Below are 16354 nucleotides of genomic sequence, written 5' to 3'. Positions count from 1 at the left end.
CGGCCCCGGCGTTCAGCCCCTGCCGCGCAGGTAGTCGCTCACCACGGCGACGCCGAGACCGTCCAGATCGGGCGCCACCACGCGGCCGCCGCTGCGGCGGGCTATCAGGTCGACGAACGCGGCCAGCCGCGGGTCCTCGCCGAGCATGAACACCGTCACCGACGCGCCCAGCTTGGCCAAGGCGTCCACCTGGGCCATCGTCACGGCCAGCGTGCGCTGCGCGGGCGGCCAGTTGAAGTACGTCTCCCCGTCCGGCTCCAAGTGGGCGGTCGGCTCACCGTCGGTGACGACGAGCACGACCGGCACCGCGTCCGGATGCCTGCGCAGGTGCGCGGCCGCCAGCAGCAGCGCGTGGTGCAGATTGGTGCCCTGTTCCCAGACGCCTTCCAGCCCGGTCAGTTCACCGATGTCGACGGTCTTCGCGTGCCTGCCGAAAGTGATCACGCTCAGCGCGTCGGAGCGGAATCTCGTGCCGATCAAGTGGTGCAGCGCGAGGGCGGTGCGCTTCATCGGCACCCACCTGCCGTCCTGCACCATGGACCAGGATGTGTCCACGCACAGCGCCACCGCGGCCCTGGACCGCTGCTCGGTCTCCATGATCTCGACATCGGCGACGTCCAGCCGCACCCGGCGAGCGCCTGCCGACGCCGAGCGCAGGACGGCGTTGCGCACGGTGCGCGACACATCCCACGGCTCCGTATCGCCGAATCGCCAGGGCCGGGAACCGCCGGTCGGCTCGCCCGCCGCACCGGCCAAGGCCGTGTCCCGTTCACCACGCCGGGACCGCAAGCGCCCGACCACATCTCGCAACGCCGCCTCGCCGAGCCGCCGCAAAGCCTTGGGCGTCAACCGCAGTGCGCCGTCCTCGGCCCGTTCGAAGATGCCCTGCCTGCGCAATTCGCGCTCCAGTTCGGCCAGACGAGCCGCGTCCACGCTCGCGTCCGCGCCGAGCTGGCGGGCCAGCGCGTCCAGATCGATGTCCTCCAGCCGGGCGCCCGCATAGGACTGGCCGAGTTGTTCCGCGAGCGCGTCGAGTTCGGCGAGGTCCTGCAGGGCCTGCGCGCCTTCGCCGAGCCCGAGCGGATCCTCGCCGCGGAACCGCTGCCGGGAGTTCCAGTCCTCGCCGGGACGCAGCGCGCGCAGATTCGCATCCAGCGCGGCGACCTGCTGGGCGATGCCCGGATCGCCGAACGCCTGGCCGATCAACTCCGACAGCTCCGCGCGCTGCTGCTCGGACATCGAATTCATCATGCGTTGCGCGGCGGCGGCGCGGGCGGCCAGGGCGTCGATCAATTCCTCGGTGTCGCGCGGGTTCTCCGGAAAGAATTCGCCGTGCTCGGCCATGAACTCGGCGAAACGCCGCTCGGTGTTCTCGCCCCTGGCGTGGGCGTCCAGCAGGTCGTTCAGGTCGGACATCATCCGCCGGACCCGCTCGACGTCCTGGGGAGTGGTGTTCCGCAAGGCCTCTTTCATGCCTTGGAAGCGCGATTCCAGCAGCTCGCGGCCGAGCAGGTCACGGATCTTCTGGTAGTTCTCGCGGCCGGTCTGCGATCGCCAGGCGTACTCGGCGAGTTCGGTGACGGCGGCGGCCGTGCTCGACGGCAATGCGTCCAGCTGCGCTTCGGCGAACCTGGCGTCGTCGGAGGGGTCGGGGAACAGGGCGCCGCGCTCGGCCTCCAATGCCTCTTCCAGCAATTCCCGGACCTGCTGCAACGTGCCGTCGAGCCGGTGGTTGCGGGCGATCTCCGCGCGGCGCTGCCACAAGCGGCGAGTCAACTCCTCCAGCCCCGGCATGGCTCGGGTGCCACGCCGCAACAGCTCCTGCAGAGCGTTGCGCGGCGAACTGCCCTCCATCACGTCACGGCCGATGCTGTCCAGCGCTTCCCGCAGGTCGAGTGGGGGCGCCAACGGATCGGGACCGTCGTGATAGGGACCGTAGGAGTAGCGATCGGGGGTCGTCACGATGCCCTGCCGGGAACAGCGGAGGTCATCGGCCGTACACCGCCAGACCGTCGTCGGAATCCTTCGCGATCTGCCGGGCCAGGTAGAGCGCTTCCAAAGCGAACTCGACGGCAGCGGCGATCCGGGGCGCCGGGTCGGCCGCGTCCACGCCGAGCCGTCCGGCCACTTCGTGCAGCACGGGCAGTTCCGGCAGCGCCGAGAGGACGTCCTCGCCGGGAACTCGTTCGCCGGTGGTGACCAGATGGCCGTCGCCGACCGCCTCGGCCAGCGGACGCAGGTTCAGGCCGCCGAGCAGCCCCCGCGCGGTCTCGGAGAACGAGCGGCGCAGCAGATGGGTGAGATGTTCCTGCTCACGCCCCTCCTCGCCGGACTCGAACTCCAGCTTGCCGCGCAACACCGCGGGCACGGATTCCAGATCGACGGGCCGCGCCACGGCAGGACTCTCCCCGGTGACCGCGGATCTGCGCAAGGCCGCCGCCGCTACCGTCTCGGCCGCGGCGACGGCGAAGCGCGCCGACACCCCCGAGCGCTGGTCGATCGCGGACGACTCGCGCAGTTGCCGCACGAACCGAGCGAGCACCTCGATCAGCGGATCACCCACCTCGGCCACCAGCTCGGCTTCCTGACGCACCAGCGCCACCTCGGCCTCCACGCTGAGCGGGTAGTGGGTGCGGATCTCCGCGCCGAACCGGTCCTTCAGTGGCGTGATGATCCGGCCGCGGTTGGTGTAGTCCTCCGGGTTCGCGGTGGCGACGAGCAACACGTCCAGCGGCAGGCGCAGAGTGTAGCCGCGGACCTGGATGTCGCGTTCCTCCATCACGTTCAACAGCGCGACCTGGATGCGTTCGGCCAGGTCGGGCAGTTCGTTGATCGCCACGATGCCGCGATGAGCGCGAGGGACGAGCCCGAAGTGGATGGTCTCGGGGTCGCCGAGGCTGCGCCCTTCGGCCACCTTGACCGGGTCGACGTCACCGATCAGGTCGCCGACGGAGGTGTCGGGCGTGGCGAGCTTCTCGGCGTACCGCTCCGACCGATGCCGCCATGCGACGGGCAGGTCGTCGCCGAGTTCCGCGGCCAGTCGCCTGCCGGCCGGGCTGATCGGGTCGAGCGGATGTTCGCCCAGTTCGGCGCCCGCGATCACGGGCGTCCATTCGTCCAGCAGGCCGACCAGGGAACGCAGCAGCCGGGTCTTGCCCTGACCGCGTTCGCCGAGCAGCACGACGTCGTGCCCAGCGAGCAGCGCGCGCTCCAGCTGCGGCACGACCGTCCGGTCGAACCCGACGATGCCGGGCCACGGGTCGCCGCCGGAACTCAGCAGCGCGAGCAGGTTCTCGCGGATCTCGGTCTTCACGCCACGCGGCAGGTAACCGGCCGAACGCAGGTCGCCCGCGGTGGTGGGCAGGTGTGCGGGAACTTTCACGAATTCGACGCTACGTCCATTCCGCCATCGGGTCGACCGGGAAGCCCTACGCCGAAAGCGAAGTGCGGTAGCCGGACCGCCTTCCCGGAGCCGACGCGGTCGAGGGCAGCGCCGACAACAGGGAGGCGCTCGGATCAGCGAATGGTGAGCTGCGGTTGGGCCACCGCACGCGATGTGGTCGCGTCGGTGTCGCCGGGTTCGTGCCCGATCGGCGACATGCCCGCGGCACCGACCGGTGCGACCTGTTGCATCCGTGCCGGGCGCTCGTCGCCGCCCGCGCCGGGTGCGTAGTGCTGGGCCATGCCCGCATCGATCGGTTCCAGCGCGCGAACATCCGGTTCGTGGTGCGCCGCGGCGTTCTCCGAGCCCGCGACCTGCGGCCCCTCGACCGCCTGCTCGATAACCGACGCCATCGCGTCGTGCGCGTTCGTCTCGGAAAGCGCCACGTCGGCCTCCCGTGCGCCGTGCTCGGCGGCCGCCTCGGCGACTTCGGGAGCATCGGGTTCGGGCGCGGCTGCGGCGGGCGGCTCCAGCGGCTGCTCGCGCGGCTCCGGCTGCTTGCTGAACCGAATCCGGTCGAGCGTCTGCCGCACCGCCGCCGCCAACCGCGCGTCGAGAACGGCCTCGTCCGCACCGCCTCCCGCAGGGGTTCCCGCACCATTCCCGGCGACCGCGGAGGGCCGCTCGATCGCAGGCAGCGGCGTCGTCGCCAACCACAACTCCGTGAATTCGGGCGCCGGAGCGGGCGGGACGTTCTCGGCTTCGGCGGGCTGCGGCTCCGTCCCCACGGCGCCGTGTTCGTGCCGCGCAGCGGCTTGCCCCGGGACGACCGCGCCCTGCGCCGCCGGTGCGGGCGGTTCGGTCGCCACCGGTTCGTCGGTGGGGCGGGCGGTCGCCGTCGGCTCCATGAGAATGCTCGGCAGGATCTGATTCCCGGCCCCGCCGACCTGTGTGAGCGCCGCCAGTCGTTCCTGAAGATCTTCGTGGTCGGGCACGGCGGCGGTCGCTTGCTCGATCGCGCGTCCGTATCGCTCGGCGACGAGCCGGTGGGTGACGAGCGCGACGCCGATCATGATCGGTGCGATCGCGTGGATACCGATGCCGGCGAGATCTCCGGTCCGGAAATAGGGGAACGTGTTCAGAGCGATACTGGCCGTCAACAGGACGCCCTCGACGGTGTAGACCTGCCACAGCCGATCGATCACACCCCACTCGGCGGTATCCCCGGTGGACAGCATCAGCGCGACGAGGACCGCGCTGATCAGCGCTTCCAGGCCGTAGGACAACCAGAACATGGGATTGGTCGCACCGCCGGTCGGCGCGATGTTCTGCTGCACGGTGACCGCGGAGAACAGCATCGAGAACGCGACCACACCGGCGAGCAGCCCCAGCACGCGCGGCTTGCGCTGGTGCAGGCGAGCGACTTTCGCGTGCGGGCTGCTGCTGTGGCGTTGTTCGCCGATCGCCTGCGCAGCCCGCAGCAGGTCGGCGGCCTCGCGTTCGGCCAGCTCGGCGGCGGTGCGCCGCACCCGCTCGGCGGCATCGGCGGCCGCCTGAATCCGCGCCCGCTTCTCGTGGCGTTCGTAATCGCGCACCAGCTCGGCCAGCTCGCGGGAGGCGGCGAGCTCACGCTCCGACAATGCGTCGAGCAGTGCCGGATCATCCTGGTGGGCCAACCGCTCATGCGCGATCTGCACCCGGTCCGGCAACGCACCGGCCACCAGGTCATCCACCGGCGGCGCACCCGTGGGCGCGTGGGTCGTGAAACGACGGAACATCAGCAAAGAACCTTTCCGACGATCGAGTGTTCCAGACGCAGCGCGCCATAGCTGCCTCGGCCGTCGACCACTTCCGCCGAACCGGACGACCGATCCGGCTGAGACCGAAAAGATAACCCGTCATCGAAATCCGTTCGACCCGACGAGCAAACGGGACCGAACAGAGGCCACCGCGGGGCGTCGGGACGAACCGCCCAGGACAGAACTCGGACCACAACGCGAACCGGCGGTCGGGGTCGGCGCTCAGTAGCCCTTCGGCGAACGGCTCGGATCCGCTTGCTGAACCTTCGCTTGCAGGTCGTGGCCGTCGCGGGAGACGTCGTACCGTTCCATGACATAGTTCATACTGGCCGCGACGTTGGCCACCGGATCGTGAATATTGTTGGACGTACCGGCCACGTGATAGCCCTGGAAGGTGCTGGGGATGGTCTGGGTAAGTCCCCTGGACGCCCGCCCCGCGGCGGCGTTGCTGTCCCAGTTGTTGACGGCGTTGGGGTTTCCGCCGGATTCGCGTTCGATCAGGACCTGGTACCCGCGCTTCCAGTATTCGCGGGCCACGGGATCGGTGATGCCGAGCGCGTCGAGCGCGCCCTCGATGGCGGCGTCGACCGAGGTGTTGCCCTGGTAGCGTGCGTAATCGGCGGTCGTCGCGGCGGGCACGAACCCCGGACCGGGCGAATAACTGCGCTGCATATAGTTGCTCGGCACGTAGTTGCTCGGCATGGGACTGCTGCCCGCGGACGTCGGGGTGTACGACGGAGCGGAGCCTTCGATGTCGTTGGCGTGGACTTGGACCCGATCGGTCGCCTTCTGGATCTCGTCGCTCACCTTGTCGGCTGTCTGCACCACGGTGTTCGCCAACCTGGTCTCGAGGTCGGCGTCGATGAACTCCTTGCCCGGACTCGGCTTCGGAGCGTCGCGCAGGGCGACCTGCAGAGCTTCGACATGCTGCTTGATCGTCGCGAAAGCGCCGGTGGAGATGTCGTAGGTGCCATAGGCGGACAGGTCGACGCTCTCGTCCTGCTTGTGGATCAGGTCCTTGATGGTGCCGAATTCGCGCACCCTGTCGGCGTGGCCTTCGGCCATGACGGACTTGTCCTCGTCCCCGGTGACGATCTTCTCTTCGCGCAACAGCTTCACCACATCCGGAGCCTGCGAAGGTGTACCGGTCGCCAGCAGATCCGCGGAGGTCTGAATGCCCTCTCGCACCGTCTCGAGGAACTTCGGGAACCAGGGGCGCACCCCGGCGGGCGGATCGAGCTTCACCACCCAGCGCTCGGGGCTCATCGCAGTTCCCGTACGACCCGGGCCGGCCGCCGATTCGCGGTCACCGCCATCATCACCTCATGCCTGACAACCCTCATCAGGCCACGCGCGGCCTGCCACTACAACACCACCGAGTATCGCGCAACGGAGAATCGCCCATTCCCGGCATTGGGAGGACAGGAGATCGTCGGTCGGCCGTGCCTGTCGGCCCTCGCCGCTACGTCTGATCGAGCATGGCGAGGTAGGTATCGAGCTGGGCGGCGCCGGCGAGAAGGTTGCGGCTGCGGGTGGTCAGCCGGTCCTGCCAGGCATCGAGGAAGGCGCTCAGAGCCTCCCCTCCGCCCGCCTCGCGCAAGGACGCGATGAACTGCGCGACTTGGGACAGCCGGTAGCCACCCCGGCGCAGCTGTCGTGCGATCTCGGCGTCGCGTACACAGTCCGGCCCGTATCGGCGGTAGCCCGTGACCCGTTCACGTTCGGGGCGCAGGATCCCCTGAGTCTCCCAGGTGCGCAGTGTCGCTGGATGCACGCCGAGCCGGCGCGCGAGTTCCCCCACGGTCAGCGGTCCGCCCCGAAGCGGTACCGGCATCGCGGAAAGGCCGCCCAAGGCTGCCGCGACCTCGGCGCGGGTGTCGCGTTCGGCGAGCATCGCGACGTGTGCGGCGTCGATGATCCGGTAGACGGACTCGGTGTCGCCGCGGTTGGCCGCGCGCATGATCTCCATCGCCCGCTGGTGCCCGTGCCCGCCGCGTAACGCGAGGAAAGCGCGTAATGCCTGCGCGTGCAGGGGCGTGTAGCGCCGGTAGCCGGTCTCGCTGCGCCGGGTCGGCGGGAGGATGCCCGCGTCGTCGTAATTGCGGATCGCCTGTGCGGACAACCCGTGTTCGCGGGCGAGATCGATGGGCCGCAGCTCGCACCTCCGATTGAGGCTTTGGTTTCCGAATTCCAGGTGGACATTGCGAAAGTTTCACCCGAACCTTCAACGATACGGTCGAGGTCAATGCCTTCCGGGAAGGGGTCCTCATGTCCACTGCCGCATCACCGCGTGCCCTCGGCCGCCAACTCGACGACCCGGCGAGCCTGGGCCACGTCCTCGATGAACTGCTCGCCGCACGGACCGAGCCGCCCGCCGTGCTCGCCCTCGGTGAGCCGACACACGGAATCGGGGCGTTTCCGTTGCTGCGCAACGAACTCCTCTGTCATCTCGTCGAACGGGGGTACCGGTCGATCGCGCTGGAGACCGATGTCTTCGCCGCGGCGGTTGTCGACGACTACGTGGCCGGGGCACCGGCGGAGATCGACACGGTGCTCGCCACCGGATTCAGCCACGGGTTCGGCACCGTGCCGGGCAACCGCGAACTCGTCGAATGGCTCCGCGCGCACAATGCCGGCCGCGCGCCACGAGATCGGGTTCGCTTCCACGGTTTCGACGCGCCGGTGGAGTACTCCGGTGCGCCGAGTCCGCGATACACGCTGTCCCCGGCCATCGACTTCCTCCCCGAGCCGCTCCGGCCCGCCTCGGCCCGCGAACTCGACGCACTGCTCGGCGAGGACGAGTACTGGACGAACCAGGCGGCCATGTTCGACCCGGCAGCGTCCATCGGCGACTCCGATCGCGCTCGCGCCCTGCGCATCCTCGCCGACGACGTCGCCAGCGCGCTGCGCCGCGCGGCACCCGGCCTGCGTCCCGCGGATCCGACCGGTTACGACCATGCCGTCGCCCACGCGCGCACCGCCCAGGGCTTGCTGCGCTATCACGCGGCCATGGCCGCTCCCACACCTGATCGCATCGCGACCCTGCTCAGCCTCCGTGCCGAGATGATGGCCGACAACCTGCTCGCGATCGTCGCCCAGGAGCAGCGACGCGGACCGACCCTCGTCTTCGCGCACAACGCGCTCCTGCGGCATGCGCAGTCCGGCCTGTCGGTCGGCGAGGAGGAGGTGAACTGGTGCGGCGCCGGCGCGCTCGTCGGGCTCGCTCTCGGCGAGCGCTACATGTTCCTGGCCACCGACGCCGGCCCCGAGAGCGATCCGGGCACCCTCCAGCGCGTACTGGCCGAGGCAACCACCCGCCGCACCCTGTTCCCGGCACAGGCCCTACGGGCCGCGCTCCCCCCGTCGATCGGCGCCGGCAAACCGATCGTGCCCGGCCACATCCCGCTCGAACCCGCCGACCTGAACGGCGCCGACGCGGTCATCTTCATCGCCGACACCGATGGAAAACAGCATCAGTACTGGTAGCGCAGGCCGACCGGGCTGCGACTGCGGCCCACGCCGCAGGGCCGGCCGCCGTGGGCTCAGCGTCCCGCGGCGGTGAGCTGGTAATCCGCTTCCAGCAGCATCCACCCGCTCAGTTGGACCGACAGATCTCGGCTCAGGTTCGCCGGTGAGGCCGCGGACGAGTGCGTGAGCTGAGGAAAGGTTCCGGGATGCGCCGGCACCGTGACCGGGCGGGTCCAGTCCACACCGAACAGCGGCAGCCTGTCCACTTCGGCGCGGTGTTCCCAGGCCGCCCGCGCGGAAGCGTGCACGATATCCGCGGCGGTCGTATCGCCCAAGGACAGTGCGGCCTCCGCGAGATACCGGGCGAGAATACCCATGAACAGCCCGGAGTCTTCTCCGGAAGCCGCGGTGATCACCCCAGCGTCCGTGAGACCGTCCTCGGCTGCGGCGACGAGGGATGCCACGCGGCGGTGATGGCTCGCCGCACCCGTGCGCACCGCCAGCTCGGTTTCCAGCCCGATGGCCACGCCCTGGCAGTAGGTGTGGACGGTCCGGTCCACTCGTCCGCCGGGCTCATGGACGCCGTCCAGGATCAGGCCGGTGTCGGCGTCCCGCAATCGGGTGTTCAGGAAATCGGCCAGTTGTCCGGCGCGGGACAGCTCGCCCAGACGGGCCAGAGCGATACCGGTCGGACCGATCGCGGGAGTGTTGAAGTACTCGTCGCCGGACCGCCAGGGCACCGCACCGACGACCGGGTTCCAGCCGTCGATCAAGTCGGCTCGCAACTCGCCGACAGCGTCGCCGAACCGGACGCCGAGCAGCCGGTCGGCGCGTTCGAGCGCCAGCACCAGCCACGACATATCGTCGTAGTACCGATTGGTCCAGCCGGTGAGGTTGCGGGTCCGGATACCGCGTGCGAGGGCGACGACCCGATCGATGCGGTCTGGAGTGCGGGCGCGGTACGCGGCGTCCACCGCACAGTCGAGAAGGTGGGCTTGCCACCAGTAACACCACCGCAGGAACGACTGGTCCAGCACCGACGCGGGCCAGACGAGCGTGCCCAGACGCATCCGCGGCTGACCCCAGAGCGTGCGAAGGTGCCGCCGCACGATCGCCTGTTCCGCCAGGTCGGCCCGCTTCTCGGGCTCCTCCGGGCCGACGGAGACTTTCCGTGTGATGGTCACCGCCTGTGTCGGCGGCGCCATCGCGGTAACTGCGATCGAGGCCGCAGCCGTCAACAGCACACTGCGCCGGCTGATGCCCTTGTTCCGGCGATCCATCCGCTCGGACTCCCTTTACTGAACATCACTACTCGAGCGGGAAACCGTGCAGTTGGATCCTATCTCGCGACGACCACTCCGGCGCGGCGCCGACCGCCCGCAGGAGTCACCCGCCGAGTGTGACCGCGCGCAGGCGGCGCCGAACATACCGCGCTGACCGAACCGGCCAGCGCGGTATGCCCGAAGATCGGCGGGCCGAATGATCTCAGGTGTTCATTCGGCGGCCGGGAGCGTGTGGCCTCCGCCCTTTCACGCGGCAGCCAGCGCCGCGGCCACCTTGCGGGTCATCTCGTTGACGACGGGACCGGGCTGACCGTTGCGGCTCGTTGCCGCAGCGGCTTCGAGGGCGACCAGCACGGTGGTGCGGAAGTTGTCGGCCTCGGCGGGATCCTGGCGGTCGAGCAGAGCCACCGCGGCGGTCAGGGCGGGCAGCACCTGGTCGGCGAGATCGGCGACGGTCTTGCCGGTCAGGTGGATGTCTTTGGCCTTCGCGTTCAGCAGATGCCCGACCTTGCCCGTCGCCGACGTCAACGCGATAGAGCCGGCTGTGGCGGCCTTGTGGGGCCTATCGGAGGCTGCGGCGAGCAAGGAGACCGCACCGTAGGCGGCAGAGCGGACGGTGGCCTTGTCCTGGTCGGTCAGGGTGAGGGTGGCGGTGGCGGACATGGTGTGCTCCTTCGAATGCGTTGTGGCAGTTGCCCGGATCGGATTCCGGGTCTGTTTTGTTCGATGGGCATACTCTGTCCGGTGCGGCTGACAGCGCACTGACGCCGACCTGACACGGACTCTGACACGGCCCCGACGGGAGCGCGGAGCCGGAGACGACTGAGCCCCACCCGGACACCGAATGGGGCTTGGTACAGCAGGCGCTGCTCTGCTCAGACGTGGAAGCGGGCCTCGACCCTCTTGACATCCAATACCTGAAACTGCCCGCTGGCCAGCGCCCTGTGATGCCGAGTTCCGGATGTACCTCGGGCACTTGCGGCTCAGAGTCCGAGTACCTGGCCAACCCTATTGGTCAGATCCTCCTCGGATACGGTGTCGACGTCGATGACGGGAAGCCCGAGACGGGTGGTCTCCGCACGGAGACGATTGGTGAACAACCGATCACGTTCGAGCAGATTTCGTGCAGCACGCTCCGGATCACCGGTCTTGCCCGGGATCTCCCAGCCGCGCTTATCGAACGCTGCCCGGCGGAACGCGGGTGAGGGGAGCAACCACACGCTGTGATTGCGCTCGGTGAGCAGTGGAGCGACCAGACGCGGCAACAGGCGGAAGCCCTCGGCGATGACACCGGTTTCGGAGGATGAACACAACAGGTCGTCGACGATGAAGTGGAATCCTTCGCCCCGGTACCAGTGGAAGGTGTCGAGCATCGTCTCCGGTGACCGGTCGACCCAGCGTTCATCCATACTCATCGCCGCGAATCTGCTCAGCAAGGGTGAGTTCTCCCGTGTGCTGCGCGCAGCGTGGTCGCGCATGGCGTCGTCGGTCGAGTACACGCGCAAGCCGTGCCGGGCGGCGAGATTGCCCGCGATTGTCGATTTGCCGGCACCGCTGCCCCCACCGATCCAATAGATATGGCGCAGTCGTGCGCGCAGCGCGGCTGCGGTACGAGGCTGCTCGGGTTCGTCGCCACCCATTCGACCAAGCTATCCATCGACGCCGACTGTGCCCAGGACATCCCCTTCCGCCGAGTTCGAGGGGCAATTGCGGGAGTGTGGACCTGATCCCGGCTACACCGATGACTTCCGGGTGAATCTGTCGTCAATTCCGTTGAGATACCGGCAGAAAGGAGTAAGGAATGACGAGACCGTTTCGATCGGGCATGGCCGCGGTGCGGGCGAACGGTGTGGATCTGGGCATCGAGAGCTTCGGCCGCGCGGACGATCCGCTGGTCCTGCTGGTCGGCGGCACAACGATGTTGTCCTGGCCCGACACGCTGTGCGAGCGGCTCGCGGCGGGCGGGCGGCGCGTGGTCCGCTACGACCTGCGTGACTCCGGCGCGTCGACGACTCTTGACCCAGAGAATCCAGCCTACGACTTGCGGGATCTCGCCGCCGATGCGGTCGCGCTGGTCGATGTGCTCGGTGCCGAGACCGCTCATCTCGGTGGAGTCGGCGTCGGTGGGATGGTCGCTCAGGTCGCCGCGCTGGACCACCCGGACGCGTTCTCCGCGGTGACCGTCGTCGGCACCCGGCCGGTGGCTCCAGGCCCGGTCGACGAGGACCTGCCCGACCACGACCCCGCGGTCATGGGCGCCCTGTTCTCCCGCCCGCTGCCGGACTGGACCGATCGGGACGCTGTCGCGGCGTTCGCCGCCGAGGGGGCCGAGCCGATGGGCAACGATCCGCAGGAGGCGCGGGTGACGGCGGCGCGAATCTGGGACCGGACGCCGTCGAGCGATCCCGCGGTGCACCAGGCGAATCAGCTCGGAATGGTGTTCTCCCGGATCGATTGCGCGCCGCGCTGGCGGGACCGGCTCGGTGAACTCGACGTACCCACGCTCGTCGTGCACGGTCGCGCCGACCCGTTCTTCCCGGTCGTCAACGGCGAGGTCCTCGCCGCCGAAATCCCCGGGGCGCGACTGCTCGTCCTCGACGACATGGGTACCGCTCTGCGACACACCGCGGCCGACCAGGTCGCTGCCGCAATGCTCGCCCTGTAACCGCCGGTGGGAAGGCATCCTGAGTCGACGGGTCCGTCACGCGGGCTGAACGAGCCCGGAGGCCTGACCGCCCAGCAGGCGGCGGATCTCCTGGTCCGGATACGGGGTGCTCCGGCACTCCTGCTGGAACGCACGCGTGAACGCGGACATCACCGCGGCGATCGGCGCGTGCCGGGCGAGGAGTGCGGCGGCCTCCTCGCCGATGCCCTGCGGCGGTTTGCCCTCGGCGATGGCGCGCACCATCGCGGCGCGCACCTCCCGGTCCTCCCGCCGGAGCCGGTACAGAGCGGTGAGCAACCAGTTCACCAGGTAGGTGGCGGTGTAGCCGCGGTCGTAGCTCTGGTTCTGGTCGAAGAACGCGGCTTCGGCCGGTGAGAGGTCGAACTCGCAGGAGAGCGCGAGGCCGTAGTCGCCGAAGTAGAGGCGTTGACCGTCGGTGAGGATGTTCTCGAAGTGCGCGTCGAGGTGCAGCAGCCCACGGCTGTTCATGAACGCGGTGCCGGTGGCCAGTTCTCGCTCCACCATAGCGCAGGCACGATCGGCGGACTCGTCGCCCAAGAGGCACTCGCTTCACCAAGACCAGGGTTCCGGCGACCTCCAGCAGCACCGACTTCCCGCCGATACCGGCGCCGATCGGTGCGGCCGCGTCCACGAATTCGCGCAACGCGTGATCGCTGTGCAGCGCCAGAGCCGTGGAGACGGCGCTGTGGGCGCGCAGGCGCGCCGGGCGGGCCATGGCGCGGGTCGTCGCCGCGTCAGGTGAACCGGACGTCACTGCGTGAGAGGAGTTCGCTGCGGCCTGTACGTGGGCGCCGACCTCGATTCAGTCATGACCACGCGGTCGTGCCGACGGCCTCCGGAGCGGGCAGGAGGTCGGTGTCCGGGGCCGCACCCGACGGCGGTCCCGGCTTGTCCCCGGAACCGCACTCTACGCCGACTGAACAGTCTCGACGCGATTCATCCTGCGATTGAGCATTGCCTCTTGGAGCGAGTTGCATTGTGCGGGCCCAGGTTAGGGCACGAGCACGATTTTGCCGTGGGTGTGTCGGCGTTCGAGTTCGGTGTACGCCTGGCGGACCTGTGTCAACGGGTAGACGTTCGCGATCGGGACTTCGAGGTGTCCCTCAGCGATCAGGGCGGCCAGTTCGGCGAGTACCTCGGCGCCCGGCCTGGCGTTGGTTCCGGGTTCGGTCTTGACTCCGTACTTCGCGGCCGCTGCGAAATCGGCGATGGTATCGATCCGCTCGACCGCGACGCCGAGAGCAAGGGCCAGTTCGACGTACCCGCCCCCGTGAGTGTCGATGAAGGCGTCGATGCCGTCCGGTGCGGCGGCCTTGATCCGGTCGATGACGCCGTCACCGTATTCGACCGGTATCACGCCGTGGCTTCGCAGCCACTCGTGGTTGTGCCGGCTCGCCAGGCCGATGACCGTGGCTCCGGCACGGCGCGCGAGCTGAACAGCGAGCGAGCCGACTCCTCCGGCTGCCGCGGAGACGACAACGGTCTCCCCCTTGTCGAGTCGCACGGAATTTACTGTGCCCCAAGCAGTCACCCCGGCGACATACAGGCCGCCAGCCACCTCCCATGAGACGTTGCGCGGTTTGGGTGTGAGGTTGTCGACGTCGACCAGGACCAACTCGGCCTGGGCGGCCCGCTTCTCGGAGAACCCGATCACCTCGTCGCCGACCGAGAATCGGTCGGCTCCGACGCCGACTTCCGCGACAACCCCGGCGAGATCGCTGCCCTGCCCGGACGGAAAGGTCGAGGGAAAGATGTCGGCCATCGCGCCGGTTCGGATGGCTGCTTCACCGGGGTTGATGCCTGCCGCTTCGACCCGCACGAGGACCTGCTCGTCCCCGGGCACAGGGCGGTCGACCTCGTCGACCCGCAAGACCTCGATCCCGCCGAACTCGTCGTATCTGACTGCCTTTGTCATTGTCGTGCTTCTCCTCCGACGCGCGGCTGACGAACGGGAATGGTCGCCACCGGTGCACCCGTCACCAGGGCACCGTTCCGGCGTCGTCGAAGAATCCGCCGGTCGGGCCGTCGTCGGGCAGGGTCGCGAGGCGAATCGCGATGGCCGCACCCTGTTGCGGTGTACGGACGCCGCGGAAACCGTTGAGGTCGGTGGCGGTGAAACCCGGGCAACCGCTGTTGATCAGAATATTGGTGTCGCTCAGCTCTTTGACGTATTGGATCGTGACGGCGTTGAGAAACGTCTTCGATGCCAGGTATGCGGTGATGGCGAAAGAACCGATCTCGGTACCGGGCAGACCGGGCGTGGTTTGCAGGGTGAGCGAACCGACGCTACTGGACATGTTCACGATGCGCGGAGACGCGGAATCGCGCAGCATCGGCAACATCGCGTTGGTGACCCGGATGACCCCGATCACGTTGGTTTCCACGACGCTCCGCAGGGTCGCGGGATCCACCGTGGTGGGTGTCTGTGGATGATCGCCGACGATTGCCGCGTTATTGATCAGGACGTCCAGACCTCCGGCCTGGTCGGCGATGAAACCGGCCGCCTCGGTCACAGCCGCATCGTCGGTCACGTCGAGCGGCACACCGAACGCATCGATCCCGGCCGCGCGCAGCTTCTCCACCGCGGTCTCGCGGCGTTGCCGATCACGCGCGCCCACACCGATTCGCCAGCCGAGCGCGCCGAGGCCGGCGGCGATCTCGTAACCGATTCCCTTGTTCGCGCCGGTCACCAGCGCAATGGTCTGTTCACTCACACCGCCGATCCTGCTGCGGTTCCGGGTGCGGCGTCCAAGACCGATCGGGTGGGCGGCGATACCGCACGGGTATTGGTCGTGGTCATCGCCCGATACGATGACCCGGTGGAGACGCGGGAGATGCGGTACTTCGTCGCCGTCGCCGAGGAGTTGCACTTCGGGCGTGCGGCACAACGGCTCGCGATCGCGCAACCACCACTATCGCGAGCCATCCAGCAGCTCGAACGGCGGCTCGGAGTCGCCCTCCTGCACCGCACCCCTCGCGCCATCGCCTTGACCGAGGCCGGGTCGGTGCTGCTGCGGGAGGCCCAGACCGTGCTCGAAGCGGTCGAAGCCGCCGAGCGGCGAACCCGCCGCGCCGCGGCCGAACAGCCCGGCGTGGTGCTGGTCACCAAGGCCGGAGCGTCCAGCGAACTGCTGTCGAAGCTGCTGCACGCCTACGCCGCCGCACCGGGCGCCGCGGCGGTCGAGGTGATGCTGTGCGGGCCCGGCCAGCCGGAAAGTCTGCTGCGCAACGGGCGTGCCGACGTTGCTCTGCTCCACCGGCCGTACGACACGACAGCCGGATTCGACACCGAGGATCTGCACACCGAACAGCAGGTCGTGGTCCTGCCCGCGGGTCATCCCCTCGCCAACCGGCACCACATGTCGATGACCGAGGTCAACACCCTGACGAACCTGCCCCTGCCCCGCTGGCCCGGGCGGGATGGCAGCTATCCGGACGGCCCCGGCCCGCAGGTGCGCGACCATACCCAACTATTCCAACTGATCGCGCTCGGACTGGCCTGCGCGGTCGTGCCCGAATCGCTGCGAACCCAGCTACGCGACGATCATGCCGTCGTGCCCGTGCCGGACGCACCCGCCGTCACGACCGTCATCGCTTGGCCACCACACAGCAGATCCAAAGCCGTCGCCGACCTCGTCCACACCGCGACACGCCTCTAGCCGAGGCAGTGGAGTACCTACCAGCAGCGATACTCGCGCTGACCTACTTCTTTCAGACGTTGAAGCGGAACTCGACC

Annotated in this window: 14 protein-coding genes; 3 read left to right on the top strand and 11 right to left on the bottom strand. The window is 68.9% G+C overall.

Annotation, left to right across the window (positions count from 1 at the left end; genetic code table 11):
* Nucleotides 1–12 precede the first annotated feature (12 nt).
* The 5 genes from NNI01S_RS28890 to NNI01S_RS28870 all read right to left on the bottom strand — a co-directional run bounded on the left by NNI01S_RS28890 (nt 13) and on the right by NNI01S_RS28870 (nt 7336).
* Nucleotides 13–1962: a vWA domain-containing protein gene (locus tag NNI01S_RS28890; RefSeq protein WP_218019275.1), complete on the bottom strand. Its 1950-nt coding sequence runs from the start codon at nt 1960–1962 to the stop codon at nt 13–15.
* A 25-nt stretch (nt 1963–1987) separates the two neighbouring features.
* The gene (locus NNI01S_RS28885) at nt 1988–3382 is read right to left on the bottom strand and encodes an ATP-binding protein (protein WP_063023951.1); all 1395 of its coding nucleotides are present in this window, start codon (nt 3380–3382) and stop codon (nt 1988–1990) included.
* Nucleotides 3383–3516: 134 nt separating this feature from the next.
* Nucleotides 3517–5160 (bottom strand): hypothetical protein, encoded by a 1644-nt coding sequence (locus NNI01S_RS35620; RefSeq protein ID WP_063917712.1) that lies wholly within the window; start codon nt 5158–5160, stop codon nt 3517–3519.
* Nucleotides 5161–5403: 243 nt separating this feature from the next.
* Nucleotides 5404–6447: a transglycosylase SLT domain-containing protein gene (locus tag NNI01S_RS36210; protein WP_063023949.1), complete on the bottom strand. Its 1044-nt coding sequence runs from the start codon at nt 6445–6447 to the stop codon at nt 5404–5406.
* A 196-nt stretch (nt 6448–6643) separates the two neighbouring features.
* Nucleotides 6644–7336 carry a TioE family transcriptional regulator gene (locus NNI01S_RS28870; protein WP_063023946.1) on the bottom strand — a complete coding sequence of 231 codons (693 nt, stop codon included), beginning with the start codon at nt 7334–7336 and terminating at the stop codon, nt 6644–6646.
* A gap of 113 nt (nt 7337–7449) precedes the next feature.
* Here NNI01S_RS28870 and NNI01S_RS28865 point away from each other — a divergent pair, with 113 nt between their 5' ends.
* Nucleotides 7450–8667 carry an erythromycin esterase family protein gene (locus NNI01S_RS28865; protein WP_063023944.1) on the top strand — a complete coding sequence of 406 codons (1218 nt, stop codon included), beginning with the start codon at nt 7450–7452 and terminating at the stop codon, nt 8665–8667.
* 56 nt (nt 8668–8723) lie between these two features.
* Here the strand turns inward: NNI01S_RS28865 and NNI01S_RS28860 are convergent, their stop codons facing one another.
* From NNI01S_RS28860 to NNI01S_RS28850, 3 genes are all read right to left on the bottom strand, one after another.
* A complete protein-coding gene (locus NNI01S_RS28860; protein ID WP_084489376.1) occupies nt 8724–9929 on the bottom strand; it encodes a glycoside hydrolase family 76 protein in 1206 nt (401 codons plus the stop codon).
* 249 nt (nt 9930–10178) lie between these two features.
* On the bottom strand, nt 10179–10595 hold the full coding sequence (locus NNI01S_RS28855) for a hypothetical protein (RefSeq protein ID WP_063023942.1): 417 nt from the start codon (nt 10593–10595) through the stop codon (nt 10179–10181).
* A gap of 320 nt (nt 10596–10915) precedes the next feature.
* The gene (locus NNI01S_RS28850) at nt 10916–11572 is read right to left on the bottom strand and encodes an AAA family ATPase (RefSeq protein ID WP_063023940.1); all 657 of its coding nucleotides are present in this window, start codon (nt 11570–11572) and stop codon (nt 10916–10918) included.
* A 161-nt stretch (nt 11573–11733) separates the two neighbouring features.
* On the opposite strand from NNI01S_RS28850, the gene NNI01S_RS28845 reads away from it, so the two are divergent.
* Complete coding sequence (locus NNI01S_RS28845; protein ID WP_245676407.1) at nt 11734–12597, top strand: alpha/beta fold hydrolase; 864 nt, start codon at nt 11734–11736, stop codon at nt 12595–12597.
* Nucleotides 12598–12633: 36 nt separating this feature from the next.
* Here the strand turns inward: NNI01S_RS28845 and NNI01S_RS28840 are convergent, their stop codons facing one another.
* From NNI01S_RS28840 to NNI01S_RS28830, 3 genes are all read right to left on the bottom strand, one after another.
* Nucleotides 12634–13122 (bottom strand): hypothetical protein, encoded by a 489-nt coding sequence (locus NNI01S_RS28840; protein ID WP_063023936.1) that lies wholly within the window; start codon nt 13120–13122, stop codon nt 12634–12636.
* A gap of 487 nt (nt 13123–13609) precedes the next feature.
* A complete protein-coding gene (locus NNI01S_RS28835; protein ID WP_063023934.1) occupies nt 13610–14533 on the bottom strand; it encodes an NADP-dependent oxidoreductase in 924 nt (307 codons plus the stop codon).
* 61 nt (nt 14534–14594) lie between these two features.
* Nucleotides 14595–15332, bottom strand: a complete 738-nt coding sequence (locus tag NNI01S_RS28830) for an SDR family oxidoreductase (protein ID WP_063023933.1) — start codon at nt 15330–15332, stop codon at nt 14595–14597.
* 105 nt (nt 15333–15437) lie between these two features.
* On the opposite strand from NNI01S_RS28830, the gene NNI01S_RS28825 reads away from it, so the two are divergent.
* On the top strand, nt 15438–16277 hold the full coding sequence (locus NNI01S_RS28825) for a LysR family transcriptional regulator (protein WP_063024061.1): 840 nt from the start codon (nt 15438–15440) through the stop codon (nt 16275–16277).
* The last annotated feature ends 77 nt before the right edge of the window (nt 16278–16354 follow it).

This window comes from Nocardia niwae NBRC 108934 = DSM 45340, assembly GCF_001613465.1.
In the GTDB taxonomy this organism is placed as follows: Bacteria; Actinomycetota; Actinomycetes; order Mycobacteriales; family Mycobacteriaceae; genus Nocardia; species Nocardia niwae.
This window is presented reverse-complemented; position numbering and strand designations above follow the sequence as displayed.

What these genes read in the sequence shown, in the direction of transcription:
- NNI01S_RS35620 (WP_063917712.1), bottom strand. Translation starts at nt 5,160, where the DNA reads ATGTTCCGTCGTTTCACGACCCACGCGCCCACGGGTGCGCCGCCGGTG.
- NNI01S_RS36210 (WP_063023949.1), bottom strand. Translation starts at nt 6,447, where the DNA reads ATGAGCCCCGAGCGCTGGGTGGTGAAGCTCGATCCGCCCGCCGGGGTG.
- NNI01S_RS28865 (WP_063023944.1), top strand. Translation starts at nt 7,450, where the DNA reads ATGTCCACTGCCGCATCACCGCGTGCCCTCGGCCGCCAACTCGACGAC.
- NNI01S_RS28860 (WP_084489376.1), bottom strand. Translation starts at nt 9,929, where the DNA reads ATGGATCGCCGGAACAAGGGCATCAGCCGGCGCAGTGTGCTGTTGACG.
- NNI01S_RS28855 (WP_063023942.1), bottom strand. Translation starts at nt 10,595, where the DNA reads ATGTCCGCCACCGCCACCCTCACCCTGACCGACCAGGACAAGGCCACC.
- NNI01S_RS28850 (WP_063023940.1), bottom strand. Translation starts at nt 11,572, where the DNA reads ATGGGTGGCGACGAACCCGAGCAGCCTCGTACCGCAGCCGCGCTGCGC.
- NNI01S_RS28845 (WP_245676407.1), top strand. Translation starts at nt 11,734, where the DNA reads ATGACGAGACCGTTTCGATCGGGCATGGCCGCGGTGCGGGCGAACGGT.
- NNI01S_RS28840 (WP_063023936.1), bottom strand. Translation starts at nt 13,122, where the DNA reads ATGGTGGAGCGAGAACTGGCCACCGGCACCGCGTTCATGAACAGCCGT.
- NNI01S_RS28835 (WP_063023934.1), bottom strand. Translation starts at nt 14,533, where the DNA reads ATGACAAAGGCAGTCAGATACGACGAGTTCGGCGGGATCGAGGTCTTG.